General features: G+C 40.2%; 29 protein-coding genes and 1 tRNA gene. 6 read left to right on the forward strand and 24 right to left on the reverse strand.

From position 1 onward, the window contains the following. Positions 1-394: 394 nt before the first annotated feature. The gene (locus tag NST15_RS11430; RefSeq protein ID WP_046527023.1) at positions 395-1,267 is read right to left on the reverse strand and encodes an STAS domain-containing protein; all 873 of its coding nucleotides are present in this window, start codon (positions 1,265-1,267) and stop codon (positions 395-397) included. A gap of 99 nt (positions 1,268-1,366) precedes the next feature. Here NST15_RS11430 and NST15_RS11435 point away from each other — a divergent pair. Continuing rightward, positions 1,367-1,437, forward strand: a tRNA-Gln gene (locus NST15_RS11435). A gap of 55 nt (positions 1,438-1,492) precedes the next feature. Here NST15_RS11435 and NST15_RS11440 read toward each other — a convergent pair. Beyond that, positions 1,493-1,873 carry a Spx/MgsR family RNA polymerase-binding regulatory protein gene (locus NST15_RS11440; RefSeq protein WP_007501232.1) on the reverse strand — a complete coding sequence of 127 codons (381 nt, stop codon included), beginning with the start codon at positions 1,871-1,873 and terminating at the stop codon, positions 1,493-1,495. 212 nt (positions 1,874-2,085) lie between these two features. On the opposite strand from NST15_RS11440, the gene NST15_RS11445 reads away from it, so the two are divergent. Continuing rightward, a complete protein-coding gene (locus NST15_RS11445; protein WP_003217440.1) occupies positions 2,086-2,328 on the forward strand; it encodes a DUF2626 domain-containing protein in 243 nt (80 codons plus the stop codon). Between the two features lie 48 nt (positions 2,329-2,376). Here the strand turns inward: NST15_RS11445 and NST15_RS11450 are convergent, their stop codons facing one another. Further along, positions 2,377-3,015 (reverse strand): MBL fold metallo-hydrolase, encoded by a 639-nt coding sequence (locus NST15_RS11450; protein ID WP_017357989.1) that lies wholly within the window; start codon positions 3,013-3,015, stop codon positions 2,377-2,379. A 160-nt stretch (positions 3,016-3,175) separates the two neighbouring features. Here NST15_RS11450 and NST15_RS11455 point away from each other — a divergent pair, with 160 nt between their 5' ends. After that, a complete protein-coding gene (locus tag NST15_RS11455; protein ID WP_003217333.1) occupies positions 3,176-3,349 on the forward strand; it encodes a DUF2759 domain-containing protein in 174 nt (57 codons plus the stop codon). A gap of 24 nt (positions 3,350-3,373) precedes the next feature. On the opposite strand, the gene NST15_RS11460 is transcribed toward NST15_RS11455, so the two are convergent. From NST15_RS11460 to rpmG, 11 genes are all read right to left on the reverse strand, one after another. After that, positions 3,374-3,688 (reverse strand): MTH1187 family thiamine-binding protein, encoded by a 315-nt coding sequence (locus NST15_RS11460; protein ID WP_017367597.1) that lies wholly within the window; start codon positions 3,686-3,688, stop codon positions 3,374-3,376. A 77-nt stretch (positions 3,689-3,765) separates the two neighbouring features. Beyond that, a complete protein-coding gene (locus NST15_RS11465; RefSeq protein ID WP_342498542.1) occupies positions 3,766-5,019 on the reverse strand; it encodes an MFS transporter in 1,254 nt (417 codons plus the stop codon). Positions 5,020-5,349: 330 nt separating this feature from the next. Further along, on the reverse strand, positions 5,350-6,471 hold the full coding sequence (locus tag NST15_RS11470) for a M14 family metallocarboxypeptidase (protein ID WP_017367599.1): 1,122 nt from the start codon (positions 6,469-6,471) through the stop codon (positions 5,350-5,352). Positions 6,472-6,557: 86 nt separating this feature from the next. Next, entirely contained in the window at positions 6,558-8,477 is a 1,920-nt protein-coding gene (locus tag NST15_RS11475; RefSeq protein WP_017367600.1) for an LTA synthase family protein, read from the reverse strand. A 212-nt stretch (positions 8,478-8,689) separates the two neighbouring features. Next, on the reverse strand, positions 8,690-9,643 hold the full coding sequence (locus NST15_RS11480; protein WP_007501244.1) for an ROK family glucokinase: 954 nt from the start codon (positions 9,641-9,643) through the stop codon (positions 8,690-8,692). A 13-nt stretch (positions 9,644-9,656) separates the two neighbouring features. Further along, positions 9,657-9,860 (reverse strand): YqgQ family protein, encoded by a 204-nt coding sequence (locus NST15_RS11485; RefSeq protein ID WP_008342322.1) that lies wholly within the window; start codon positions 9,858-9,860, stop codon positions 9,657-9,659. 70 nt (positions 9,861-9,930) lie between these two features. Continuing rightward, positions 9,931-11,469, reverse strand: a complete 1,539-nt coding sequence (locus tag NST15_RS11490) for a rhomboid family intramembrane serine protease (protein ID WP_017367601.1) — start codon at positions 11,467-11,469, stop codon at positions 9,931-9,933. An 86-nt stretch (positions 11,470-11,555) separates the two neighbouring features. Next, entirely contained in the window at positions 11,556-11,729 is a 174-nt protein-coding gene (locus NST15_RS11495; RefSeq protein ID WP_017367602.1) for a hypothetical protein, read from the reverse strand. 100 nt (positions 11,730-11,829) lie between these two features. Beyond that, on the reverse strand, positions 11,830-12,153 hold the full coding sequence (locus NST15_RS11500) for a hypothetical protein (RefSeq protein WP_234909092.1): 324 nt from the start codon (positions 12,151-12,153) through the stop codon (positions 11,830-11,832). 160 nt (positions 12,154-12,313) lie between these two features. Then, on the reverse strand, positions 12,314-12,874 hold the full coding sequence (locus NST15_RS11505; RefSeq protein WP_136944809.1) for a 5-formyltetrahydrofolate cyclo-ligase: 561 nt from the start codon (positions 12,872-12,874) through the stop codon (positions 12,314-12,316). A 48-nt stretch (positions 12,875-12,922) separates the two neighbouring features. Beyond that, entirely contained in the window at positions 12,923-13,072 is a 150-nt protein-coding gene (gene rpmG, locus NST15_RS11510) for a 50S ribosomal protein L33 (RefSeq protein WP_008360061.1), read from the reverse strand. Between the two features lie 451 nt (positions 13,073-13,523). Between rpmG and NST15_RS11515 the strand changes: the two genes are divergently transcribed. Both NST15_RS11515 and NST15_RS11520 read left to right on the forward strand, forming a co-directional pair. Continuing rightward, the gene (locus NST15_RS11515) at positions 13,524-13,871 is read left to right on the forward strand and encodes a hypothetical protein (protein WP_003217285.1); all 348 of its coding nucleotides are present in this window, start codon (positions 13,524-13,526) and stop codon (positions 13,869-13,871) included. After that, a complete protein-coding gene (locus NST15_RS11520; RefSeq protein ID WP_007501254.1) occupies positions 13,868-14,368 on the forward strand; it encodes an endolytic transglycosylase MltG in 501 nt (166 codons plus the stop codon). Before NST15_RS11515 ends, NST15_RS11520 begins: the two co-directional genes overlap by 4 nt. Positions 14,369-14,412: 44 nt before the next feature. Here NST15_RS11520 and pstB (NST15_RS11525) read toward each other — a convergent pair whose 3' ends face one another. The 9 genes from pstB (NST15_RS11525) to NST15_RS11565 form a co-directional block, all read right to left on the reverse strand. After that, on the reverse strand, positions 14,413-15,195 hold the full coding sequence (gene pstB / locus NST15_RS11525; RefSeq protein WP_025207631.1) for a phosphate ABC transporter ATP-binding protein PstB: 783 nt from the start codon (positions 15,193-15,195) through the stop codon (positions 14,413-14,415). A gap of 15 nt (positions 15,196-15,210) precedes the next feature. After that, positions 15,211-16,014, reverse strand: coding sequence for a phosphate ABC transporter ATP-binding protein PstB (pstB, locus tag NST15_RS11530; RefSeq protein ID WP_008342339.1), 804 nt, complete (start codon positions 16,012-16,014; stop codon positions 15,211-15,213). A 32-nt stretch (positions 16,015-16,046) separates the two neighbouring features. Continuing rightward, positions 16,047-16,931 (reverse strand): phosphate ABC transporter permease PstA, encoded by an 885-nt coding sequence (gene pstA / locus NST15_RS11535; RefSeq protein WP_007501259.1) that lies wholly within the window; start codon positions 16,929-16,931, stop codon positions 16,047-16,049. Further along, on the reverse strand, positions 16,931-17,857 hold the full coding sequence (gene pstC, locus NST15_RS11540) for a phosphate ABC transporter permease subunit PstC (RefSeq protein WP_017357999.1): 927 nt from the start codon (positions 17,855-17,857) through the stop codon (positions 16,931-16,933). The genes pstA and pstC overlap by 1 nt, the downstream gene beginning before the upstream one ends. 79 nt (positions 17,858-17,936) lie before the next feature. Then, the gene (locus tag NST15_RS11545) at positions 17,937-18,854 is read right to left on the reverse strand and encodes a phosphate ABC transporter substrate-binding protein (protein WP_007501261.1); all 918 of its coding nucleotides are present in this window, start codon (positions 18,852-18,854) and stop codon (positions 17,937-17,939) included. Between the two features lie 214 nt (positions 18,855-19,068). Next, a complete protein-coding gene (locus NST15_RS11550) occupies positions 19,069-21,204 on the reverse strand; it encodes a penicillin-binding protein 2 (RefSeq protein ID WP_129548381.1) in 2,136 nt (711 codons plus the stop codon). Between the two features lie 122 nt (positions 21,205-21,326). Next, a complete protein-coding gene (locus NST15_RS11555) occupies positions 21,327-22,613 on the reverse strand; it encodes an MFS transporter (RefSeq protein ID WP_008342348.1) in 1,287 nt (428 codons plus the stop codon). Positions 22,614-22,736: 123 nt separating this feature from the next. Beyond that, positions 22,737-23,345 carry a superoxide dismutase SodA gene (sodA, locus tag NST15_RS11560; RefSeq protein WP_007501264.1) on the reverse strand — a complete coding sequence of 203 codons (609 nt, stop codon included), beginning with the start codon at positions 23,343-23,345 and terminating at the stop codon, positions 22,737-22,739. A gap of 183 nt (positions 23,346-23,528) precedes the next feature. After that, positions 23,529-24,014, reverse strand: a complete 486-nt coding sequence (locus tag NST15_RS11565; protein ID WP_048001748.1) for a DUF456 domain-containing protein — start codon at positions 24,012-24,014, stop codon at positions 23,529-23,531. A 143-nt stretch (positions 24,015-24,157) separates the two neighbouring features. On the opposite strand from NST15_RS11565, the gene NST15_RS11570 reads away from it, so the two are divergent. Beyond that, on the forward strand, positions 24,158-24,910 hold the full coding sequence (locus NST15_RS11570; protein WP_007501266.1) for a DUF1189 domain-containing protein: 753 nt from the start codon (positions 24,158-24,160) through the stop codon (positions 24,908-24,910). Positions 24,911-25,151: 241 nt separating this feature from the next. Here the strand turns inward: NST15_RS11570 and NST15_RS11575 are convergent, their stop codons facing one another. Further along, the gene (locus NST15_RS11575; RefSeq protein WP_007501267.1) at positions 25,152-25,697 is read right to left on the reverse strand and encodes a GNAT family protein; all 546 of its coding nucleotides are present in this window, start codon (positions 25,695-25,697) and stop codon (positions 25,152-25,154) included. Positions 25,698-25,876 lie beyond the last annotated feature (179 nt).

Here is a 25,876-nt window from a genome sequence, read left to right on the forward strand (position 1 = left end):
TTTATGATTTTCATGACTGAAAAGATGTGAAAATGTTCAATTTGAGGTGTATTTCATCTATAAATAACAGAAGCGCACATCAAAAAACTTGACTTTTACAACAACGGGTTTCGTTCAGAGGAGAAAATAAAAAAGAAGTGCTATTGGCACCTCTTTTTTATGATCATTTCATTTGGTTCTTTCATTATGGGTGATCTGTTACAAGGAGGTGTCTCCAAATTTAATCCTCCTTAATAGGTTACTGATTTGAAGATAAAGAATATCCTTTCGTGTCTGATTTATGGATAAAAAAGAGACCAAATCTGTATGCGAATTGGTCATCTCATTCATATGCTCATTATATTGTATCTCCTCGTCAACGGACCCGTTACTTTTACTAGTAACATTTTTTGGTTCACGTTGCTTCTTGCTGCTGCTCTTCAAAGATACGAAATCCTCTTTTTTCTAAAGCTTTTGCAAGGCTGTGTTCAGTATTTACTTTTGAGAAATCAATGCCCAGTTTCACTACAGTTTGAGCGATTTCTGGGCGAATGCCTGATATAATCGTCTCAATTCCTAGCAACTTCGCACTATCGACCACTTTAAACAGCTGATAAGCAACCATCGTATCAACAACAGGAACGCCAGATATATCAATAAATAAATGCGTTAGACGCAGTCTAGATGCCTGTTCTAGTACTGATTCCAAAATGATTTTTGCCCGGTACGTATCAATTTCGCCAATTAGCGGCAAAATACCGATCTCTTTTGAAACTGGAATAACAGGCGCACTAAGCTCTTGAATCATTTCTCTTTGTGCATTAAGCTGATTGATTGTCACGCGGTCATACTCTTCTGATAAACGTGCAATCATGTCATCAAATGTGGCGTGAAAATGCTGATTCCAATCGCACACATCTTTGAGCGTCACTTCAAGCTCTGTTTGTTGTGTAAAGGTCTCAATTCTGGAACAAAAAATGTGGCGGAACACCTTAAATTGTCCGATGATTTCATATAAAGGTACTTCATGAACAGCTCGATCGCGGGCAATATCAACTGACCACTTTTTTAGATGGTCTTCTACTTTATCTGATAGCGTGACTAACGTTGCTGCAATGGTTTGGATAAATGCTGTGTTTTGTTCTTTCAGCTTCTTTTCTGTCTCCTCTGAAGCATGTTTGGAATATAATGAGCCTTCTTCTGTTCTTGTTTTCAGCCATTCTTCGGTCATGACAGGGGCTTCTTTAAGAATAAATTCATATAATTGCTCAGATTTTTTATTTTTCATTTCTGTCGTTCGCTCCTTTTTCACTTACAACTAGTGACAACCAACTTTTTATGTATAAATGACCGCAGATGGTGAACAATAGCATTACACGTTTCATATTGGGCTATAGCCAAGTGGTAAGGCAATGGACTTTGACTCCGTGATCGTTGGTTCGAACCCAGCTAGCCCAGTTCAGCACAAAAACGAAGACGGCTGAAACATCATTCAGCTGATCTTCGTTTTTGATTAGGAAACCGATTGATGAATCGCTTTCTTTTTTGAAATTTTCATGAGTTCTCCTGGATTATAGCCGACCACTAATTTATTTCCATCAATGATAATAGGTCTCCGGAGCAGCTTTGGCTTTTCAATGAGAAGCTGAAGTACCTCATTTACTTTTAGATCATTAATATTTAAATTTAAGCTTTTAAAAGCTTGGCTTCGAGTAGCTAAAATTTCATCCATTCCTTCTGTTGTTAAGGAAAGGATTTTTTTCAATTCGTCTAGAGTTGGCGTTTCTCTGAAAAGGTGACGCTCTTTAAAATCAATTTGATTCGCCTTTAACCAATGTTTTGTTTTGCGGCAAGACGTGCAGCTTGGGTATGAATAAAAAGTAATGTCACTCATTAGTCTTCCTCCTTAGGTCGTTAACCTTTTCTCTTATGGACTAAGTACCCTCATAAATTTAGGCATAAACACTTTTTCATCACTTTTTCAAAAAAATTTTTTCTAACGAAAGAATGAATGTTCACACGTTGTCAAAAATGTAAATGTTTACATAACAAGTGATCATCAGCTATAATATGAATCAAAGGGGTTTTTTAAGGGGAGGGAAAGAAATGAATCGCATGTTCCGCGTTCTTGGGTTTTGGACGGGTATTTTTGCTGTCATGTTCTATTTAGGACATATGAAAGATGCATCCTTGCTGTTCTTCGGTCAAACCGTTCTTTTTGTATTTTTATCCTACTTGAATTTATCCGAAAGAATGTATATTTACATTTTCGGAGCGTACTTGACGATTTTCTTTGCCGGATTTACATATTATTCGATTTTCATCATGGTTCCCGGTACCGGACATTAATAGAAAAAAGCATCTCTTTTGAAAGAGATGCTTTTTTCGTGCGTGCGATTATAAAGAAAACCCATTGATAAACGGATTTTGCTCCTGTTCTGTAAGCACAGTTGTTTCCTCGCCATGTCCACTTAACACAAGAGTTGATTCTGGCAATGACAACAATTTGTCATGTATCGATTGAAGTAGCACGTCTTGATTACCGCCCGTTAAATCAGTTCTCCCGATACCGCCTTGGAATAAAGTATCACCAGAAATCACAAATCCCTCTTCCGCTGAATAGTAAGACACACTGCCAGGTGAATGACCTGGTGTGTGGAACATTTCTAATGTAAACGATCCAATTTGAAGAGGTCCTTCTGACGTAATCAATTGTTCCGCTTCTTTGACCGTAATTCCGTTACCAATTAGTCGAGCTGAACCGTTTAGCTGAGCATTTGTCAGCCATTCTTTTTCCTTTTCATGGACATAAAGCGGAATTCCCCATTCTTGACGCACCTCATCTGCTGCACCAATATGATCAAAATGGGCATGTGTCAGTAAGACTGCAAGTGGTTTCAGCTGTTTTTCTTTCACATAAGAAATTAGCTTTTGCGCTTCGCCGCCTGGATCAAAAATTAAACATTCTCCCTGTTCATTTTTCCAAATATATGCGTTCGCTTGCACATAGCCTAGCGGCATTCTTCTCCAATTCATTTTCATCACCTACTACTTTTTTCATTCTTTTTTATTATGAAGGCTATTCAATAAAAATTCAAACAATCGTCAACTTGAATGTACTCGACAAGCTTTATGAAAACGGTTAAAATGAAAAGAAAGGAAATCAAGGGGATTGATGACAAAGGGGGACTTTCATATGATGCTCGTCATTATTTTTGGTCTAGTCACGATTTTAGCCGCTCTCGGCATCTATCGCTCACTCAAAAAAGTGAACGTACTGGCCATTGCTTTCGCTGGCGCCACATTTTTGGTTTTTGGATGGTTTACCGTCATGACCATCATCTATAGCGGTTATCCAACTGCACATTAAAAGCCTGCAATTAGCAGGCTTTTTCTATTGATTCAAATGTTTATTCACGCTTTCTAATTTGCTTGAAAGGGTGGTCGTTTGATCTCTTCTGTCATCTATGCGGATATTGGTTGCTACTCGGTGTAAACCCTTTTCAAATGGAGCCTCATGAATACGCTGAATGACCTCAAATAAAACGGATAGCTCCCCTTCAATTAAAGTATTCATTGGTGTGAGCTGATATTTGATTTTCCCTTCTTGTTGAAAGCCCTCTAACAGTCTTTGTACGTCTGCTACATATGCACTCACGCTTGGTGTCTCAGTGCCTATTGGAATGATGGTGACATCTGCTATCGCCATGGTTCTTGCTCCTTTCAATGACATCCTATTTCTTTCTCGTTCTCATTGTAACCCATCGTGATTCAAAAATGCCATGATCATGTGGCGTTTAAGCTTCGTTTGTCCCGTTCTATCGTCAAATCTGCTCTCTCTAGCTTCCCAATTTTTGTAAAAAGGAGCAGGCATATACCTGAAATGGCTTCGATCAGTCCACCAGCTGCAATGACATATCCTGAACCGAATAACGTCGCCATATAGCCACCAATGAGAGCGCCTAACGGTATCATTAAATACGAGATCATGTTAATAATCGCATACACTTGCGGCTGATCCTCCGCTTTTACTGACAATTGAATCATCGTATGTTCAGGTACATTGACTGCACTGATGGCTGCACCTAAGGCAAATGCAGATATAAACACAAGTGGTAATAAGGCATTCATCCCTGTAATGAAAAATGCAATTCCATCAACGATCCCTGCCCCGATAAACAACAGACCGTATCGATTCACTTTCACCTTTGTTAAAATGAATCCCATCAAAAATGCACCTAATGCCGTGGTCACTTTGATGAATGAATATACTACTGGTCCACTATGTAAATCTTCTGTTAAATAAATAACCGACAATGCCTCCCACGGTGCCGCAGCAAAATTGGAGCAGACACAAAAAATGGCTAATGGAAACAAAATATGATGACTTTTCACAAGTGAAAATCCCCTTATTAATCGTTTTCCGTATGATAATCCTTTTTTTCCTTTATCCATGATCGCTTCCGTTTTATATGTAATCAGCAAAACCAGCAAAGCGGACATGAGGTAAAGAGGAATAATCACAAGCATTGTATATCCTACCCCTACAAATGCAATCATGACACCACAAATCGTCACAGTCACAAGCCTGACCACATGACTGGCTGATTGAATGGTTGCATTCGCCTTTTGTATCACATCTTCATGCACAAGCTTTGGAATAATAGACACCGAAGCTGGTTCATAGGAACCACCAGTCGCTGAATGCAGCAACATACCGCCAATGATGAGTGCTAAAGGAGAAAAATCATAAAAATAACTCACCACAATCACAAGTATAATCGCCGCCCGAGTTAAATCAGCAAAGCACATCCAAAATTTCAATTGATGCGGCTTCATCATTGGGGTAATAAACGGCCCAATAATGGCTTGAGGGACAAAACTAACGGCAATAAAAAATGCTGTTCCAATTGCTCCTTTTCCCCCTAGCACTAAAAGCCACAAAATGGTGTTAAAAGATAAACTATCAGCAGTAATTTTACACATTTTAGAAACAAATAGATAAGTAAAATTCCGTTTCCACAGGCTTTGAGCATTCAATCATCGACATCTCCCTAATTCATATCCTTTTTTTTACATCCACTCTTTCACAATAGCTTACAGGGATGCTCTCGTCAATCACATCAGCACGGTTTTTATTGACCATAAGAAATTGATTGGTTTGAACGTATTAAAAGATTGTTGACAAAGGGCGAAAATGAACTTGATTTTAGCCCTTTGTCTTCTTTTCAGCGTGATAAAAAACCTTTGCAGCCCTAGGAAGGACGAGTACTGGTGCGGAGCGAATTTCACCTTCGTGAGCACTGGCACGCAGGACTGACAAAGAATGCGAGGGTTTGTCTACACGCTGAAAGCACCAATTAGGTGCTTTTAATACTTACATGCTTCCCACAATAACCGCTTTGTTTTTTCATAGATCGAATCAAATTGACTCATAGAAAGCGGGTTCTTACCTCGCCCAAGTTCCACCGTATAGCCCTCACTTTTACATTGATAAATAAACCAATCTCGATAACCTGCATAGCTATCAAGATATTGAATCGCTTTGTAACCACTCACCCGTTCTAACCGTTCGACCGTCTCTTTTGAAATGGCCGGTTCGTGGCCAAGAAAACCCCAGTATATCTCTTCTCCTTGTGTATGAAGGGCAATTAGCCGGTCAAAGCGTTTTCGTAAGGCGAGATGTGCCATTGCTTTCGCTTCTGGTTCTGTTAACGGCTGATGCCCTGGGAAATCCCTATAAGACGGAGCTTTCGGCTTATTACGATAATATTCGATTTCCCAATAAGCAGGAAATTGATTGTTTAGATCAATTCCTCGAATATTCGCCTTCCATTCTCGATAATCGGAAAATCCACCATTTAGCGGCGCGAACTCCTCACCGCACAGCCCTAAAGATTCTGGACCATTGCGAACCAAATCAACACCGTCTGGATTTACCATCGGGACAATAGACAAAGCAGTAGTCTGCAATATACGAACCGCTTCATGATGTCTTGCTTGCACTGGGTCAGAGGCCGCTAAACAAAGTGATTTAAGCCATTTTAATAAAACAGAGGTCGTGATCCATTCATTTGCATGAAAAGAGGCATTAACATGTATGGAATGTAAATGTTGTACAGGCTCCGTACGGATTTCATAAATGGGCGTATCAAGCACTGATTGACCAATCACACTCATCTGAAGAAAAGGAAAAACAGCTTTTAAATATTGAAGCTCTCCTTCTAAGTGAGTGCTATCATATTCAAATGTTCCGCTGATCCAATCATCTGATTGCTGGAGCCGGTAAGGCGCAATGAAGCTTTTCACATCACCTACCGATTGAAATGAATGGGTCCCTTCTGGAAGTCTATACCCCGGTAAAAGGAGGTGCTCCGTATTTGACTGATTGGACAAATAGAAAGCTTCTTTCCCTATACCAAGCTGCTTTGCCACATCCTCCTTCCTTGCTTCACCCAGATGCCATTCAATTGTGCCAAACGACTTTTTCATTTACATCCCTCCCCTCTCACACTATATGAACCAGTAAGTAAAAAAAGAAAACCTCTGCATGTAAATAGCAGAGGTTTTCTTTTAAATTAAGACGCCTTTTTTAGCTCAGTGTCATCTTCTTTTTTAGATGGTGAATGGTCCGAGTTGTTTCGGTCATAAAATCTAAGGAGATCTCCATAGATAATTTGATCAGAGAATTGAAGCTCCTGCTTTGCCTTTTCTTCATAAGACTGACAACCAGACTCATCTTCTCTCGGCTCACCCGTTTCTTTGTTGTAGCACACACCAGCTGTGAAAACACTGTCCTTCGTAATAAAACTTCCATCTCGAAGCACTGTGAAGTCATTTGTATCTTTTGATAATAGGTCATGACCAAATTGAATTTGCTTACTTGTATCGATTCCTAGAAGGTTCATGACTGTTGGACGGATATCCACTTGGCCGCCAACTGTATCAATCTCTTTTGGATGTTTATCCGTGATACCAGGAATGTGTACAACAAATGGTACTTTTTGAAGCTGAACTTCTTCAAAAGGTGTAATGTCTTTGTTTAAGAATTGTCCCATTGCTTCGTTATGGTTTTCAGAAATCCCGTAGTGATCCCCATATAACACAAAAATGGAGTTATCGTATAACCCTGCTTCCTTCATTTTTTTAAAGAAAAGCTTGAGTGCCTCATCTTGATAACGCACTGTAGGGAAGTATTTGTTCAACGTTTTGCTCTTTGAGTCATATTCATCAATGAGCTTATCTTCTTCATCTAAGTCGAATGGAAAATGGTTCGTTAATGTAATCAATCTCGTATAGAACGGCTGCGGGATCGTTTTCATTAAATCCACTGACTGCTCAAAAAACGGACCATCTTTTAGTCCCCAGCCAACTGAATTTTCTTCATTTACATCGAATGATTTAATATCAAAAAATTTGTCGTAGCCAAAGCTGTCATAGATCAGGTCACGGTTCCAGAAACTTTTGTTATTCGCATGAATAACAGAAGAATGATAGCCTTCCTCTTTTAACAACTCAGGTGCGGCTTTGAACTCGTTGCTTGGATTTGTGAAAAATACAGCTCCTCTTCCAAGCGGATAGAGTGAATTATCAACAATAAACTCGGAGTCGGATGTTTTTCCTTGACCCGTTTGATGATAGAAATTACTGAAATTGTAGCTTTTCTTGATCAATTTGTTTAAGAACGGCGTGATCTCTTTCCCATTTAATTTTTCATTGATCACAAAGCTCTGGGTAGACTCAAGCGATACTAAAATGACATTTCGTCCTTTTGCTTGACCAAACGTCTTTTCATTACGGTCTGTTTGATTTGCGCTTACATAGTTTTCAATTTCCGTTAAGCTATTGCTGTCGGCAAGTGCTCGCTGAGCGGATTGCTTCGATTGCAGAACCCCATCATAAATATGGAAGTTATATAAGCTGATGTTTTTCACTAGCATCTCACGGTCAAATGAACGAGTTAACAGCTCTGGTCTTTCTGTTTCAGCCAGACCAAGGTTAAAGAAGAAAGTGGCTGCCACAAATAAATAATAAGCTGCACGTCCCTTACGTGAAATCATTACATCTGTTCTAAAGGAAGGCTGTTTTTTATAGAGCCAAATTAAAATGATGATATCAACAAACATCAGAAAATCAACTGGTTCAATTAAAGAGGTAATACTTGACCCGAGGTCACCCATATTGTTTGTTTGAAATAGGACGGGGATGGTTAGAAAATCACTGTAGAATCGATAAAATACAATGTTAGCTAACAAAATAAATGTCAGAACAAAACTCGTCACGATGATATATCGATTGCGATTTTTTTCTTTAAAGAATAAACCGATACCGAAGATAAACAAGAGAAAGCTAAGCGGATTAATAAACAGGATAAATTCCTGCATGAAATTTTCAATTTTGATATTAAAGCTAGATTTATAGATAACATAGGTTTTCACCCACATTAACAAAGTCGCAATCAGTAAAAATGACATCGCCTTTAATCTTTTCTTTCGCATTGTAACCTCCTTATGCTAAAAACGCACTCAGGTTAGGGACATCCCCAATTATTGGTGCTTCTTCAAAAATAACTAAAGTATATCTTATCCTGTCTATGCTGGAAAATCAATGTCTTTTTCCCCATGACAAACTTATGAATATGCTAAACATTCAATTTCATGCCTATCTATCGCTGATTTTAATAAAAATGACATCATTATGACATTTTTGTTCAAGACAGCCACTTGTTTTTTGCCATCCATGCACCGCCGATCACGCCTGCATCGTTTCCTAGTGAGGCAATCACCACTTCAACATCCTCAGCACATGGCGGGAAGGCATGATGTTTGACGACACGCTCTACTTTACTGCGAAGAAGCTCGCCCGCTTTAGATACACCGCCGCCAATGACGATTTTTGTTGGGTTTAAGGCACTGGCTAGATTCGCAAGGACCAGACCAAGATGGGTTGTTACTTCATCTACGACACGCATCCCAAGTTCGTCTCCGTTTTCTGCTGCCTCAAATACATCCTTTGCAGACAGCGAAGTAAGTGAGCCAAGTGATGATGTATGGCTCTTTGTTTGTAATGTATCCTTTGCGATTCGGACGATACCTGTAGCAGACGCAATGGTTTCAATACAGCCTGTTCTCCCGCAGTTACATGGTGCTCCTTGAAATGGAACGGCACAAATATGACCAATTTCTCCACCAGCACCTGTTTCGCCTTGAACCACTTCTCCATTGACAATAATACCGCCGCCAACCCCTGTGCCCAGTGTAACCATCAGGATGTTTTTGGCGCCATCACCTGCACCCTTCCACATTTCACCGAGTGCAGCAATGTTTGCATCATTTTCAATGACAGATGGAAGTCCTGTCTCTGCCTCTAAATGGTCTTTCAAGGGATAGTTTGTCCAGCCCAGATTCGTTGTTTTATAGACAATTCCGGATACTTTATCCACTGGTCCAGGTGCCCCCATACCGATCCCAATTAGGGCTGATTTCGGCATGCTGATCTCAACTAGTTTATGGTCAATTGACTTGGCAATGTCGACTGTAATTGTCTGCCCAGATTTATCCGTAGGAATCTCCCACTTATGCTGAATTTCACCATAAAGATTAATAAACGCAAGCTTAATTGTCGTACCGCCAAGATCAACTCCTACAAACCAATCCCCTGTCATATGTCCTCCACCTTCACATTGTTTTTCGATTTAATTTGGCTAGTTCCATTTGAAGGATGGTCATTGCGTTTGACCATTCAGTTCGATCGATGATGCCCGATGTGTACATTTCCTTCAATTCATCTGCCATAAATTCTAATTCCACTTCACGATCTCCGAAATACACGTAATTTCCAAATCTCATGAGCAGCTGCTGTACATCATATAACGTTTTCATTATTTTCACCATTTCTCTAAATCAACAGATAGGATAAGCGTATTCATAAATACGCTTTCAGTCAAGTCATTCAACGTGTTTGAGTGTTTTCAATATATTGTTTCAACTTTAAAAATTGGTCATTTTGCGGATCTTGTTTTAATGCTTTTTTGATGAATTCGTCTGCTTCCGCTGTCTCGCCTTTTTCTACATACAACAACGATAAGTGATACAATTTATTCGGCTCATTTGGATCTTTTTCAAGCGACTTTTGCAAATACTCAATGGCCTTGTCAAGATGTCCAAGCTGCGCTTCGGAAAGCGCATATATATGAAGTGCTTCAGCTGAGGCATCCTTTTGCTTTACATATTCCTCTAGACGCTGACTTGCTTCGCTATAGTGCTTTTCATCAAATAAACTCGCTGCCTCGCTAGTTGCCGCCGCTTCTTTTTGATCGTCTGAATGAAACCCTGTATACAATCCAAAGCCGCCAATAAGGAGGAGAAGAAGACTAGCAAGAAGCATTTTGACAGGCTGAAACTGTTTAGGAAGACGGACCGCTAAAGCGGCTAAAAATCCCCCAGCGAGCCCCCCAAGATGCCCTGCATTATCAATCCCTGATACAGTGAAACCTATCCCTAAGTTGATGAGGATAATCACGATAATATTTGTCCCCATCGTACGAAAGAAGAGCTTCCGGTTAGAAATCGCTAAATATAACAATGCGCCTAAACAGCCAAAGATCGCACCTGATGCTCCTGCTGCGATGGCTGTATTAAACACAAAGCTTGCTATGGAGCCAAAGATGCCGGAAATTAAATAAATGAGCAAAAATCTTCCTGAACCATAAATTCTCTCAACAGCCGCTCCAACGGACCAAAGAGCAAATGTATTAAAGAGTAAATGCGTCAAACCAATGTGTAAAAACATAGGTGTCACAAAACGCCACCATTCACCCTCTAAAATCAGCATATTATTTTTCGCACCAAATGCTGTTAAAGTGGCTGTATTGGTACTTCCACCAGATAATTCAAGTAAAAGAAACATCACCACTTGAACTGCGATTAACAAGTAGGTAAAAATCGGTCTGCCATTTTGAAAAACAGCCCGTTCTCGTTCACGCTGCTTTTCCTGATCTTGAAATGCCTGAAGCACGTTCATTTTAAGCTGCATCACATCTTCGGCTGTATCTGCTTTCGCCTCTTCTACATCAATCGAAAGTGATGTATTCAGCCATTTTTGCAGCTCGTGTCCATCGTTTTGAAGGGTTTCTTCATTCAGTAAAACAGGTGTCACCGTCACCTTTTGCTGTTTTTGCGGTTGACCGTTTATGTCTTCCCAATCATCTACTGGATGATCAGCTGTAAATTGTAGCTGCAGGAGATGGAGAGAACGTTTACGCATGGCTTCTCTCAACTGATTCATCCGAAAGGCCTGCTCTTCCATATCTCGAACGATCTCCTGTCTAAAATTCACATCTCTTCTATAGAGACGGATGAGATCATATCCTGAGTTTCGTGGTGCTTCAAAAAAGATTTCATCTTCTGGGTACGGACTTTGAATCATCTCGTATCCTTTTTGTCTGAGTTCATCAATCACTCGCCAAAATAGACTATCTATGACATTCATTCATTCGCGCTCCATTTTTTACATTATTATAGCAAGAATTACTCTTATACGCATTTCTCAACAAAAAAATCCCGGCTTTTGCGGGATTAGAATGCTTGGCGAATAAATTTCGTCCGAAAATATGGGATTTTCATCAGCCATTTAATAAAAAAGTGACGCACTTGGTTTTGACCTAAGATCAAATTCATGAGCCGATAACGATTTTGCACAAGAACGAATGCAAACAGTGTGAACACAATGCTCCAAATCATTTTATTCATCATATTCCCTCCTATGTTCGTATCGTGGCTTAAATAGGATTTGTTTATGCATGAACCATCATTTTTATCGCTGACAATGGCCTCTTTTATTAGTCAGTTTTCACAGCCTAATCCCTTGTTCTTTTGATTGAATATAAAACTCTTCTCCATACTCTGTGTGAAGATAAGCTACATCAAATTGTTGAAGATCAATCAAATCCTTGAACGTATGAGGCAGCTTACCATTCCACTCTAACTCTTCGATCTTGTGCGGGAAGTTGTGATCGTTTGGATTTGGTGTATGGATATATACTGCGTCAAATGCAGGATCTTGTTCGTAAATACAAATCCATGTTTGATATGGCTTTTCAAAACCTTCAAGCAGCTTGAGTGTTCTATTGTACAAGGCGACATGAGCTTTAATATGCTCTCTTCTTATTTTCAAGCTATTTTTCCCAACACCCCAAAAATCAAGATGGGTATGAAAAAAATCGAACCAATAATCATGATCAAGTTGTAAGTCAAAAGTATTCACTTCGACCAACGCATCAAACCAAACAGTCTCAACACAAAAAAGCCCGTTCTTACGCATAAGCAGCGGACTTTTACTTTTGATAAAATGTGCCTTTCTCACTGACCATGATAGATACTGGTATGTCATGCGGTTCAGCTGGAAGATGGTCTACTTGCTGAACAGAGAGGCAAAGAGCAAGCGTGGTTCCATGATAATCAGCTAAATACCGGTCATAATAGCCGCCTCCGTAACCGATACGGTAGCCGCGCTGATCGAAGCACACCCCAGGAACAATGATCAAATCAATGGCTTCTTTATGTACAACTGTAGACTCAAGAGGGTCTGGCTCCAATAGTCCAAAGTAGCTGGATGTCATCTTTGTTTCAGGTGTATATTCATAAAACACCATCTCTTTTGTTTTCGGAAAACAGGTGGGAATACAAACTGTTTTTCCTTCTTCCCACGCTTTTTCAATCAGAGGCATTGTCGGTATTTCTTTTCCCCTAGACATAGTCAAAGCAATCGTTTTCGCCTGTTTCCATTCTGACAGCTGCAGCACGTGTTCATGAAGTAGAGAAGCGTGGCGATTGAACTCTTCAGCGCTTATCTGATCAAGCATGGCCAATGTTTGAAGACGAAGCTCTTTTTTCACACAGATCATCTCCCATCATAAAAAAACAGCAGGAAAATTCCCTGCTGCTTACTTTGTTTCACGATGTAAAGTTTGTTTTTTATCACGTGAGCAATACTTTTTGAATTCAACGCGATCTGGATTGTTTCGCTTATTCTTTTTAGTAATATAGTTACGCTCACCGCATTCAGTGCAAGCTAGAGTAATATTTACGCGCATGTTTTTCCCTCCAAACTAAAATCAATTCACATTCAGACCTAACTATAATACCACTTCTAGCTAAGGAATGCTAGAATGTTTTTTCACCAATTTCATTTTTCAATGCATTCCACCCGCATCCTGATCCATATTGTCTGGTCATGTGATGAAAAATCGCCTTCTCCCCTATAAAAACACGTTCTTTGTCGTACTGTATACATGAGAACCCCTTCTTTGTTCCACAGCTTTTTTTCATCTGATCCGTCTTCTTTTATTTTAACAGCGGGCAAGGTTTTCATACTTGGTTTCCCTATAAAAAGAAAAATGATGAAAAAAAGGTGATTTTTTCAGCAATTCCTTTTGAAACTAGCTTTTTTATGGTATAAAAAAGAAGGGTCGAAAACTGTCTGAAACAATCATGAGAGCCTTTTTTGGCTTTCAGCATTAAAATATGAATAAAAGGTGATGAAACATGGAAATTGCAATTATCGGATTGCTTGTTGTCAGTATTGTACTGATCGCATTCTCATATTTTCAAAGAGAGCCGATTAAAGAAGTCGAACAGGAACTTGAAACACTTCAACTATCTGCAATGCAAGAAATCTATAAACTGAAAAAGAAAATGAAGGTTCTTGAAGAAGAATTGCTTGAAACAAACATCGTTGTCCGCAAGCATTCAGAAATTGATCCATCTATTGCAAGACAAATCATTTCAAAGCACCAAAATGGCATGTCTCCTGAGGCCATTGCGCGCGCTGAGCATGTATCTGTAGAAGATGTGAACATGATCATTAAAGACAACGAGAGGGTGCTTGTATGACGAAAAAAAGCATCCAAACGTTTGCAGCAGGTATGATTCTTGCAACTGGTGTTCTGGCGATCGTCTTTTTCCTTACTGGAAAAGATGAAGCGGCAGCTGATTCTACAACAAAAGAAACCCTCGCAGCGAAAGTGACAGACACTGACGTGAAAAATTACTTAGACTCTAAAAAAGAAGTCTCCGTCAGCCGTGAAACATATCAACAACTTCTTGATTATAAAGAAAAAGCGCTGAAAGCAAGTGAAGACGGCGATTCTCAGAACGATAAACAAACAACGGACAAGCCAAAAGGCAAAACGGTTAAATTCGTGATTAAAAACGGTATGAGCACAAGTGATGTTTCAGACATGCTTGAAAAGGACGGAATCATCAACTCGTCTAAAGATTTTAATGATTACGTGATAGACGCAGGCTACCATAAAGAAATTCGTGCCGGCAAATTCAATTTAAAAACAGGTATGACATTCAAACAAATTGTCAAAGCCTTAACAAAATAACATCAAAAACCCCCTGGCGGCATTGACCTCCAGGGGGTTTTTGATTATCCAAATCGTCCTGATATATAATCATTTGTTCTTTGATCATTTGGCTCTGAAAACATCACATTCGTATCATTGACCTCAACAAGCTCGCCCATCAAGAAGAACGCTGTTCGGTCGGATACCCTTGCCGCTTGCTGCATATTATGCGTCACAATGGCAATCGTATATTTTTCTTTCAGTTTCATGATTAATTCTTCAATCTTTAATGTTGAAACGGGATCAAGCGCAGATGTTGGTTCATCCATTAATAGAATATCTGGGCTTGTGGCAATGGCTCTTGCGATACAAAGACGCTGCTGCTGACCGCCGGAAAGACCTAATGCAGGCGCACTTAATCGATCTTTCACTTCATCCCAAAGGGCAACATCACGAAGCGCTTTTTCAGCGATTTCTTTCAATTGCTGCTTGCTCTTCACTCCGTGAATTCTTGGTCCATAGACGACATTATCAAAAATAGATTGAGGGAATGGGTTTCCTTTTTGAAAGACCATCCCGACGTTTTTACGCAGTTCCACTAGATCGACACGGCCTTTTAAAATATTGTCACCGTTATACATCATATCCCCGGTGATTTTAACACCTGGCACTGTTTTGACCATGAGATTTAAGGTCTTTATAAATGTTGACTTTCCGCAGCCGGACGGGCCGATAATCGCTGTGACCTCATGCTCTTTAATGTCTAAATCAATATGCTTCAGTGCGTGATGCTGTCCGTACCAAAGGTTCATATCATTCACACGAAACACTTCTTTTTTGGCTGTTTTAGTTGCTACTGCATTCATCAAAATCCACCCGCCTTATCCGAATCGACCATTAATATAGTCTTCTGTTTTTTGCTGCGCAGGACGTGTAAAGATACGTTCAGTCGCATCGTATTCCACTAGATCACCGTTCAGGAAAAAGGCTGTATGATCAGATACACGTAACGCTTGTTGCATATTGTGTGTGACAATGACAATCGAATAATCATGTTTCAATTCCGATAATAGCTCTTCAATTTTTGCATTTGAGATCGGGTCTAAGGCAGAAGCCGGTTCATCTAATAAAAGCACGCTAGGTTTCATCGCAAGGGTACGTGCAATACAGAGACGCTGCTGCTGGCCACCTGATAATGATAAGGCAGAGCGGTGCAAACGATCTTTGACCTCATCCCATAGCGCTGCCTTTGTTAAGCTTTCTTCTACCGCATCATCAAGCACTGATTTTCTTTTTTCACCCGCATATTTTAGCGCATGCGTAATGTTGTTGTAGATAGATTTAGGAAATGGATTTGGCTTTTGGAAGACCATCCCGATTTCTCTTCTTAAATTCACCACATTAATACGGTCATCCAAAATATTTAACCCTTCGTACATGATCGCCCCTTCACTTCGTGCACCTGGAATTAGGTCGTTCATGCGGTTAATGCTGCGTAAAAAAGTCGATTTTCCGCACCCTGATGGGCCGATTAATGCAGTGATTGCATTTTTTTCAATTTCAAATGAAATTTGATTGACCGCTCTTTTTTCACCATAATAAATACTTAAATCCTGCACCTGTAGAATCTGTTCCGCTTGAAGTGGAGCCTTTTTTGCTGCAATCTCTTTTTTTTCTGCTAGCATTTGAACCATATCCCCTTCACACCTCTCACTATTTATTTTGACGTAAGCTTCTTATGAATAAATGAACCAAGCCATCTAGCTGCTAAGTTGAATACTAATACAGAGAGCACAAGTACGGCTGATGCACCATTTGCAATGGCCTCTGCATCTGGAATAATCCCCTGTGTATTGACGTTCCATATATGAACGGCTAATGTTTCTGCCGGTCTAAAAATATTCAGTGGTGACGTATCGGAGAAAGGACTCCAGTTTGTAAAATCAAGACGCGGTGTTGAAAGACCTGCTGTGAAAAGAAGAGCAGCCGCCTCACCGAAAACTCTTCCCGATGCTAAAATCGCTCCTGTAATAATGGATGGAATCGCACCTGGGATCAGAACCGTCTTCACTGTATGCCACTTTGTCACACCGAGCGCAAGCGATGCTTCCTTTTGATCCTTCGGTACAGATCGAAGTGCATCTTCTGTCACCCTGACCATCACTGGCAGATTAAAGACAGTCAGCGCAAGGGCTCCTCCGATGATCGTATAGCCCCATCCTGTTAAATTAACAAACATCAGCAAACCAAACATACCGATGACGATCGATGGCAGAGACGATAACACTTCAATACATGTACGAATAAAATCAGTCACTTTGTTTTGAGGTGCATATTCTGCCATGTACACCCCACCGCCCACGCCAAGAGGCACGGTAAACAGCATCGTAATAAATAGAATGTAAAACGAGTTAAACAGCTGATCCCTAATACCGCCGCCAGAACCAATCGCACTTGAGCGTGTAGTCAAAAAGTCAAAATTTAATTCTTTGGCACCGTTGAAGATGATATAAGAAAACAAGCCAACAAGTATCGCCGTAATAATGGCGGCACATAATCCAAAAACGATTGTGGCAAAACGATCGGTCATTTTGCTATTCATTAAATCTTCCTCCTAGATGACAAGTATCTGATAATGAGTATGAACATAAATGATACAACTAGAAGGACAAGTCCCATTGACCAAAGTGTATTGTTTTCAACACTTCCATACGTTGTATGTCCCATGTTTAACGTAATAATGGTTGTTAATGTACCAGCTGTGTCCATAATACTTTCTGGTAGATTACGCGTGTTTCCAATGACCATCTGAACGGCAAGGGCTTCTCCAAATGCTCTTGCCATTCCAAGCACGACCGCTGTCATTAATGTCGGCAGCGCTGCCGGTACAAGAACACGTCTGATCGTTTGCCATCTTGTTGCGCCTAGTGCATACGATCCCTCACGTAAACTTTTTGGAAGTGAAGCCATTGCGTCAGTTGCAATGGATGTAACAGTCGGCAAAATCATAATAGACAGGACAATCGTTCCTGCTAAAACACTGTGCCCTGAACCGCTTGACTTGAAGTGTCCAATAAACGGCACCAATACTGTAAGACCTATGAATCCGTAAACAACGGATGGAATCCCTACAAGCAGTTCAATCACTGGCTGGAGAATTTTCCGTCCCCATGCAGGTGCAATTTCTGTCATAAAGATCGCTCCTGCGATGCCTAGCGGTGCTGCTATGAGTGCTGATAGAAGCGTGACAGCGATTGAACCAAAGATAAACGGAAATGCGCCGTATTGCGGATTTTCTGCTGTAGGGTTCCAATTGATACTGGTTAAGAACTCAATTGGGCTTACACCATTTACGATGAAAGATTGTAAACCCTTAATACCAAGGAAGATTGTGATGGCAATTGATACAGCAATCATTAAGAATGCGCAAAATTTCACCAAAATACTTCCTCTTACTTCATCCATTTGCCTATTTTTTTTCGAGCTGATCAGTCGATCGCTCGCTTCTGTATGTTCTATCTGTTTCATCTTTTTCTACACTCCTATGAATGTCATAAAAGGAAAAGTGAAAAGCTCCACTTTTCCTTCATCATCAATTCAAGACCTTTTACTTATCTGTTTGTTTGCCTGTTGCGTCTCTTTCTACTTTCATATTAGAGACTGAGATGTAGCCTTGGTCTTTAACGATTTCTTTTTGTACTTCGTCACTCATCAAGTAATCTAAAAATTGTTTTGCTAAACCGTCTGGCTCACCTTTTGTATAAGAGTGCTCATATGCCCAAATTGTATATTTACCGCTTTCTACATTGCTTTCTTCTGGTTTCACACCATCAATGCTAAGCGGTGTAATTTTGTCATCTGTTAAATAAGAGAATGCTAGGTACCCAATCGCACCTGGTGTTTCTGCAATCAACTTTTTCACTGTGTTTGAAGAATCCTCTGTGATTCCTTCTGCAGGAGTCGCGCCGTCAAGTGCATATTTCACAAATGTTGCACGAGTTCCTGATGAGTCAGGTCTGTTCACAAGTGTGATTTTTTGGTCTTTCCCGCCAAGCTCTTTCCAGTTTTTGATTTTACCAGTGAAGATTTTTTTCAATTCGTCCTTTGTGATGTCTTTGACACCAACTTCAGGGTTAACAGCTGCCGCCATTCCAACAACTGCTACTTTGTGGTCTTTTAAAGCTTTTGCGTCGATTCCGTCTTTCTCTTCTGCGAATACATCTGAGTTCCCAATTTGTACAGATCCTTCTGATACTTGAGAAAGTCCTGTTCCTGAACCGCCGGCTTGTACTTGAATATCGGCTTTTGGATGTTTATCCATGAATTTTTCTGCTGCCGCAAGAACTAAAGGCTGCATCGCAGATGATCCTGAGATGGTAATGGAACCTGATGCCTCATCTTTGTTTGAAGCATTTCCTTTACTGTCTTTTGAATCTCCGCTTGAGCTGCTGTTTCCGCATGCTGTGACGAATGCTAACAATGCGATAGTAAGGAAAGTAAGCAGCCATAATTTGTTCTTTTTCATTTCAAGAATACCCCCTGAATAATTTGTCCTACGAGTAATACATTAAAGGTTCTTTATTAATTTCGTTTAAATGGAATGTTAAGGTTTTGTAAATGTCGAAGATTTGTAGAGAAATTGCGGGGTTTTTTATGATTTTTGTCAATTTATATCGAAAAGTTTGAAGAAAATATAAAAAAACGCCCACAAAAAGTGAGCGTTTTTACCTAGAATAGGTCTAGTTATTTGTTTCTGCTTCATTTTCAATTTTGTTTTTGTTCTTCGCTTGTGTATCATTGCTTTCCTGTTTCGATTTCAGTTCAAAGTACTTGTCTAATACTTGTTCACCAATATCATTTGTAATCGGATAGCGCTGGTTGTAATCTTGATACACCCAAGGCACGACAACTGAAATCGCTACTTCTGGATTATCAGCAGGCGCATACGCAACAAGTGTTGTGTTATACGTCGGTGTGCCGCGTTTGCTTTTAATCGGGCCGTCATAGAATGATTGAGCGGTCCCTGTTTTGCCAGCTGGATTGTATTTTTTGTTGCCAAAGTTCGAATATGCTGTCCCTCTTGGGTTCTGCATCACAAGCTTGAATCCTTGCTGTACGCGTTTGATCTCATCACTTGTCATATCGAGCTTATTCAGTACATCCGGCTTGACGGACTCCGTTACAGCCCCAATGCCTCTTTGCGGATCTGGCTCTCTCACTTCTTTTACGAGCTGAGGACGTAAACGATAGCCGCCATTGGCAATCGTTGAGACGTATTGCGCCATTTGTAGCGGTGTAAACGTGTCATATTGTCCAATCGCATAGTCAAGTAAAAGACCGGATTGTGTAGACGTTCCACGATAGCCAGTTGCTTCGTTTGGCAGGTCAATACCTGTCTCCACTCCAAGACCAAATTTACTAAAATTGTAACGGAACGTATCAAACGCCTTTGTATCAATTGGGAGCGGCTGATTCTTACGATATTCCCCTTTCCCAATTGCAATCGCTGTTTTAAACATATACACGTTTGATGAACGTTCTAGTGCGGTTAAATCATTAATGAGTCCCATATTTTGATAGGATTTTTTCGGCGGTGACTGAGCGATATAGAGCGGTTCATCGTATTGGGTGCTTCCAATATGAAGGACGCCTGTTTTATAACCTGTCAGCACAGTTGCCCCTTTTACTGCTGATCCCATCGCATATGATGATGTCATCGTTCCTAGTGCATAGTCATCAAATTTGTATGTCCCATTCTTATTGGAAATCTGTTTACCCGCAATCGAGAGCACTTCCCCATTTCTCGGGTCCATCATGACAACAAACGCACGATCAAGAAGTTCTGTGCCGCCTCTTTGTTTCGCACTTTTCAAGTTCTTTTCGATAATTTTTTCCACCGCTTTTTGCAGCTGAATATCAATCGTCAGCACAAGGTCTTTCCCGCTCTTTCCTTCTGTTAACACTTTAGAGCTTGTGACATTGCCTTCTTTATCCGTTGTACTTTGTTCTTTTTCTTTTTGACCTTGCAGGACATCTTCATATTGATATTCAAGATAACTTTTTCCTACACGATCATTTCGGCTGTAGCCGAGTGATAGATAATGTTCAAGCAGTGACGACGGAAGACCTTCATCACTTGAAGACACACTGCCGAGCATACTGCGGAGCAGTCCTTTATAAGGATAGCTGCGTGACCAGTCTGTTGTGACATCTACACCTGGCAACTCGTCCAAATGCTCAGAGACGTAAGCAATTTCACTTGGTTTAACGTCTTCATTTTTTATGAATTGAGGCGTAAGTGCATAGCCTGCATCCATTTGTCTTTTAATCGCAAGCACTTGCAAATCTTTTTTCGTCAGTTGATTTAATTCCTTGTCTGTGATGCGTTTCAGCTGGAGCTCGTATAGTTTATCATCAGAGACCTTATCGTCACCCTTTAAATCGGATTCCTTTTGAACAAGCTTTTTCGCTTCATTCGGATGGGTTAAGATCCAGAAATCTTTTTTATCACGATCTGTGATTTTCTTCGTACTTACGTGAATCATATCCGCTAATTTTGTTGCCACTTTGAGCCGCTCTTCTTGTGAAGTCGTCGAGGTTCTCGTATATGTAATGGCATTTAGCGCTTTATTGCTGACAATCGTGTTATAGTTTCGATCATAAATTTTTCCGCGCGGAGCAGATGAGCTGACATTCACGTCTTCTTGTTTTTCTGCCTGCTTTTTATAATCTTCTCCATTCACAATCTGCACAAAACCGAGTCTGACCACAACACCGGTAAAAATAATGAACGCAGCTAAAAATAATAAATTCAGCCGGATCGGAAGTGTTTTGCGCCCTTCCTTCGCGTCTTTTTTGTTTTTCTTGTTTCTCATCACATCACCTTTTCTATCAAGAAAGAAATGGCACCCCTTTTTGTGTATAAAAGGTGCCATCATCATTTTAGCGGTTTTTCTATCATTTATCTAGAAATTTGATGTTCCATTGGTAAGAAATTTTACCTTTCTCCCTTCATAAGGTTCGTTTGAGAAACAGGCTTTTGACCGTCAGCCTCTTCTATATCAGCTGTTTTCTCTTTTAAATGAATGTCCTTTACAAAATAATAAATAAGGGTGTGCCCCGCTCCGAGTACGACTAGTGAAGCAGGAATCCCAAGCCGATCGCCCAGTAAGGTGACAGATAAAAGAAAAAAGACAATCGAACAAATACGCCCGGCATTTAAAAATAGTTCTCTGACGACAATATATTCAATTCGGGCTTTTCTTGCATATCTGGCATGACCGATGACATCGTAAGTTAAAGAGACATACGGAACTAGCAGAAGCGGGTAGCCGATCGCAATGGCTACAGCGTACATAAGCAGTGATACATAGGACAAGTGAAAGACGATTAAAAATAAAGCGCCGTATAAAATAAGCCCGCCAAACATAATCGCTTTTTTGCGCCATTTTTTCTTAATCAAACGAGTAGCAAAAAAATAGGCAAAAAAGGCAACACCTGAATTGACTAGACCAAATGTGCCTAAAGCAAGCTCACTGTTTGTTGCAATAAACACAAAGACACTGATTAAAAAGACAAACACGCCTTCACGGAGCCCCTGAAAAAAGTGAGCAGTTGTGATCTTACGCCAATTCTCGTCCGCATGGCGCTCTTTCCAAATTTGCTTAATGATAAATTTTCCTTTTGATTGTCTCCTCTTGAGGAAAAAACTCATCACAACCGCTAGTGAAAACAAAAAAAGCGATAAAGTGAAAATCACTGTATAGCCTGTATCATCCGTTAATTGAGAAATCACAATTCCTGCAATGAGCGGCCCGATCATACCAGCTGTAGAGGTAAGCACTCCTAAAAATCCATTAAAGAAATCCCTTGTTTCAGGTTCAGTGATCTCAAAAGTGAGCACGTTAAAGGCAAGCCAGTAAAAACCATAGCCGATTCCAAGCACACTGCCTAATAACACGAGCCGAGCTGCCGCTTGCTCTCCTGCCATGAGAACAATTAAGTAAAAAGCGGCTAAGAAGATGACACCGAAACGAAGGACAAATGCACGATCTATTTTTTTAGCGAGCCGTCCAGCAAATAAAAAGGTAATGGGCTGAAGGACAACAATTGCCAAGTTATAAATCGCAAGGTCTGTAAATCGCCCAGACTGTTTCCATAAATACACGTTCACAAACGTATTCGAAAGCGCAATCGCAAGTGCGTATAATCCGCCAATCGTGAGGAGGAGCAATAAATCTCTTGTGACATCCATGTCCCCGAACATTTTTTTTAATCTGCTCATATCATTCATTCTCCTTTTCTACACAATAGTCTGTCTCATCAAAAGGCAGATATGTAAAAAAAGGAGGGAAAATATAAAAAGACCCGCTCTCAGAGAGAAGCAGGTCTTTTCAAATCAAATCATTTATTTAGCTTCGCTGTAAAGGCGAGCCACTTCATCCCAGTTCACAACATTCCAGAATGCTGAAATGTAATCAGGACGACGGTTTTGGTAGTTTAGGTAGTAAGCATGCTCCCAAACGTCTAGTCCTAGAATTGGTGTTTTTCCTTCAGTTAAAGGAGAATCTTGGTTTGGTGTGCTTGTAATTTCAAGTTTGCCATTGTTCACAACAAGCCATGCCCAACCAGAACCAAAGCGTCCTGCAGCTGCTGCAGCGAAATCAGATTTGAATTTTTCAAATCCGCCTAATTCTTTTTCGATCGCATCTGCAAGTTCACCAGTTGGTGCGCCGCCACCGTTTGGTGAAAGAAGCGTCCAGAATAATGAGTGGTTCGCATGTCCTCCGCCATTGTTACGTACAGCTGTACGAATGTTTTCAGGCACAGAGTTCAAGTTAGCCACTAGCTCTTCAATTGATTGATCTTCAAGAGCTGATACACCTTCGATTGCTTTGTTTAAGTTTGTTACATAAGTGTTGTGGTGTTTTGTGTGGTGAATCGTCATTGTTTCCTTGTCGATATGTGGTTCTAATGCATCGTAAGCATATGGTAATTCTGGAAGTTTAAAAGCCATGGTTAAATTCCTCCTTAGAAATGTATGTACTGAAATGCTTCCTTAGTAAGCAAGCAATTCACCCTAATCAAAGAGTATCAAAAGAAACGGCTTGTTTCAACGTTATTGCTCATGATCTGAAACATTTCAGTGTTTATTTTGTATTTAACCCTTCAGAAAGAGTGTTAAACACCGATTTTCCATTTAGCGAAGCACATAAAACAAAAAGATTCCCAGCATCAGTGCTTGAATCAACCCTTTTACAAATACGCCTGACACAAAACCAATTAATGAGCCAAGCCCCACTTTCACACTTGTCTTCAGATCTTTTTGATGAACGAGCAGCTCTGCGATGACACTGCCGATAAATGGACCAATGATAATTCCAGCAATCGGAATCACAAAAGGACCGGCTAAAAGCCCAATGGTACTTCCCCAAATGGCCGCCCGGCTGCCGCCAAAGCGTTTCACCCCAATCAGATTGGAGACATAATCCGCGGCAAATAACACAGCTGTAAACATGGCTTGAATGAGCCAAAAGGTGAGCGTCAATTTCTCAAAGCTAAAAAAGAGCCCATATAAAATAAACCCAAGAACCATGAAAACCACACTAGGAATGATTGGATAGACAAGTCCCACAAACGCAATGATAAATGCACAGCCGATCAAAACCCAATATAGCACGTCCAATCCGCAGCCGCCTCCTTTTTATATGCTGTATACATTATGCCTCATTCCTTCTATCTTAACCAGCAATGAAGGCCGTACTTGTACTGGATGGATAGACATTGATACAATGTGAGAAATAGAAAAGAATGTAGGAAGTGAATCGGTTGAACGTATTTAGTTTATTGTTAAAAGGAATTTATTCACCAAAAGATATTGCCAGAGCACGTTTTACTGGGATTGGAAAGGCCATTTTATTCATCTTTATCCTTTCGATCATCGCAGCTGTCCCCCAGGGCTATCATATGAGCCAAGAGATTTCAAATGCGATGTCAGGATTTCAGCATGTGATTAAAAAAGATTTACCCGACTTTTCCATTGAAAAAGGAACGCTTCAAGCGGATCAAAGCACGCCGATCGAAAAAGAAGAAAACGGCATCACGATTATCTTTGATCCCGCTGAAAAAATAAAATCAAGTGAGCTTGAATCAAAACAAACAGCCATTGCGTTATTGAAAGAAAAAGCAGTGATTGCCATTGACGGACAAATGACAGATATTCCATACCAGCTGCTTGGCGGAACACTCACAAAAGATGAACTTGCCAGCGTCACAAACCAGAATCAAGCGATCATTATCCCTGTCATTTGTGTCCTGCTGTACCTATCTACTGCTGCTCTCATGTTCATCAGCGCAACATTCCTAGCCATGCTTGGCACATTTATTAAACGAATGCAGCAAAAAGAGCTGTCCTTTCAAATGCTTTGGAAGCTCTCTGCCTATTCACTCACATTAACAACCGTCTTTTTCGCCATCATGAGTGCATTAAACACGCCGGTTGCGAACTCATTTTTATTAAATTGGGTGATTAACTTTATTTTCTTATATCTTGTCGTTAAAGAAATACCTGCAAAAAAATAAGCTCCCTCATTTTAAGGAGCTTTCAGATTGTTGACAAAGGGCTAAAATGTTGTTGATTTTAGCCCTTTGTCTTCTTTTCAGCGTGATAGAAAACCTTTGCATTCTAGGAAGGACAGCTACTTTGACGGAGCGAATTTGTCATTCGTGAGTACCAGCGCGTAGGACTGACAAAGAATGCGATGGTTTGCCTACACGCTGTAAGTTCCCTCATTTTAGGGAGCTTTTTTTATTTGTCTTGACCCTATGACTCATCTGGATGGATGATCGCAAACATATAGTGATCCTCCCACTTATCATTGATCTTTACTTTTTTACGATGAAGTCCCTCATTTTCAAACCCTGTCTTCTCAAGCACACGAATGGAACCAATGTTAGATGGTTTTACGCCAGCTTCAATACGGTGAAGGTACAGTTCATAAAAGGCATAATCAATAATCAAACGAATCGCCTCTGTCATATACCCCTTCCCGCCTTGCCTTTCATCAAGCACATATCCAAGCAAAGCCCCTTGAATCGGTCCTCTTTCAACAGAATGGAGTGAAATCGTTCCAATTAATGCATCTGTTTCATTTAAGAAAATACCGTGCATATAGGCTTCATCTTTTGCACGCCTTTGCATACTACGGTTAATCCGTTCCTTTTGACGAGGTACAGTAAAAAAATCATCCTGAACCAAAGGTGTAAATTGCTGAAAATAAGTGCGGTTTTCTCGTTCAAGTGTTAATAGAGCTTCTGCATCACTTTCTGTTAGTGTTCTTACATATATATGCTGACTAATTTTCTTCATATACTCTCCCCCTTTTTTTATTTTATCATAATAAAGAAAGCGCTTCGGCTTATCAAAAATTTTTCCGATTACAAGTCATAATAGAACTCACTAGAACCGCCCTTCCCTAGCTTTTTCACTCTTTTTGGTTCTATCAACTCAGGGACAAACATACACTGAAGTAAACTCTTAAAAGCGGT

The organism is Bacillus sp. FSL R5-0820 (assembly GCF_038593385.1).
GTDB lineage: Bacteria > Bacillota > Bacilli > Bacillales > Bacillaceae > Bacillus > Bacillus altitudinis.

Coding starts and splice junctions, on each gene's coding strand:
- NST15_RS11430 (WP_046527023.1), bottom strand. CDS start 1,267: ATGAAAAATAAAAAATCTGAGCAATTATATGAATTTATTCTTAAAGAA.
- NST15_RS11440 (WP_007501232.1), bottom strand. CDS start 1,873: ATGAGTGACATTACTTTTTATTCATACCCAAGCTGCACGTCTTGCCGC.
- NST15_RS11445 (WP_003217440.1), top strand. CDS start 2,086: ATGAATCGCATGTTCCGCGTTCTTGGGTTTTGGACGGGTATTTTTGCT.
- NST15_RS11450 (WP_017357989.1), bottom strand. CDS start 3,015: ATGAATTGGAGAAGAATGCCGCTAGGCTATGTGCAAGCGAACGCATAT.
- NST15_RS11455 (WP_003217333.1), top strand. CDS start 3,176: ATGATGCTCGTCATTATTTTTGGTCTAGTCACGATTTTAGCCGCTCTC.
- NST15_RS11460 (WP_017367597.1), bottom strand. CDS start 3,688: ATGGCGATAGCAGATGTCACCATCATTCCAATAGGCACTGAGACACCA.
- NST15_RS11470 (WP_017367599.1), bottom strand. CDS start 6,471: ATGAAAAAGTCGTTTGGCACAATTGAATGGCATCTGGGTGAAGCAAGG.
- NST15_RS11475 (WP_017367600.1), bottom strand. CDS start 8,477: ATGCGAAAGAAAAGATTAAAGGCGATGTCATTTTTACTGATTGCGACT.
- NST15_RS11480 (WP_007501244.1), bottom strand. CDS start 9,643: ATGACAGGGGATTGGTTTGTAGGAGTTGATCTTGGCGGTACGACAATT.
- NST15_RS11485 (WP_008342322.1), bottom strand. CDS start 9,860: ATGAAAACGTTATATGATGTACAGCAGCTGCTCATGAGATTTGGAAAT.
- NST15_RS11490 (WP_017367601.1), bottom strand. CDS start 11,469: ATGAATGTCATAGATAGTCTATTTTGGCGAGTGATTGATGAACTCAGA.
- NST15_RS11495 (WP_017367602.1), bottom strand. CDS start 11,729: ATGAATAAAATGATTTGGAGCATTGTGTTCACACTGTTTGCATTCGTT.
- rpmG (WP_008360061.1), bottom strand. CDS start 13,072: ATGCGCGTAAATATTACTCTAGCTTGCACTGAATGCGGTGAGCGTAAC.
- NST15_RS11515 (WP_003217285.1), top strand. CDS start 13,524: ATGGAAATTGCAATTATCGGATTGCTTGTTGTCAGTATTGTACTGATC.
- NST15_RS11520 (WP_007501254.1), top strand. CDS start 13,868: ATGACGAAAAAAAGCATCCAAACGTTTGCAGCAGGTATGATTCTTGCA.
- pstB (WP_025207631.1), bottom strand. CDS start 15,195: ATGAATGCAGTAGCAACTAAAACAGCCAAAAAAGAAGTGTTTCGTGTG.
- pstB (WP_008342339.1), bottom strand. CDS start 16,014: ATGCTAGCAGAAAAAAAAGAGATTGCAGCAAAAAAGGCTCCACTTCAA.
- pstA (WP_007501259.1), bottom strand. CDS start 16,931: ATGAATAGCAAAATGACCGATCGTTTTGCCACAATCGTTTTTGGATTA.
- pstC (WP_017357999.1), bottom strand. CDS start 17,857: ATGAAACAGATAGAACATACAGAAGCGAGCGATCGACTGATCAGCTCG.
- NST15_RS11545 (WP_007501261.1), bottom strand. CDS start 18,854: ATGAAAAAGAACAAATTATGGCTGCTTACTTTCCTTACTATCGCATTG.
- NST15_RS11550 (WP_129548381.1), bottom strand. CDS start 21,204: ATGAGAAACAAGAAAAACAAAAAAGACGCGAAGGAAGGGCGCAAAACA.
- NST15_RS11555 (WP_008342348.1), bottom strand. CDS start 22,613: ATGAGCAGATTAAAAAAAATGTTCGGGGACATGGATGTCACAAGAGAT.
- sodA (WP_007501264.1), bottom strand. CDS start 23,345: ATGGCTTTTAAACTTCCAGAATTACCATATGCTTACGATGCATTAGAA.
- NST15_RS11575 (WP_007501267.1), bottom strand. CDS start 25,697: ATGAAGAAAATTAGTCAGCATATATATGTAAGAACACTAACAGAAAGT.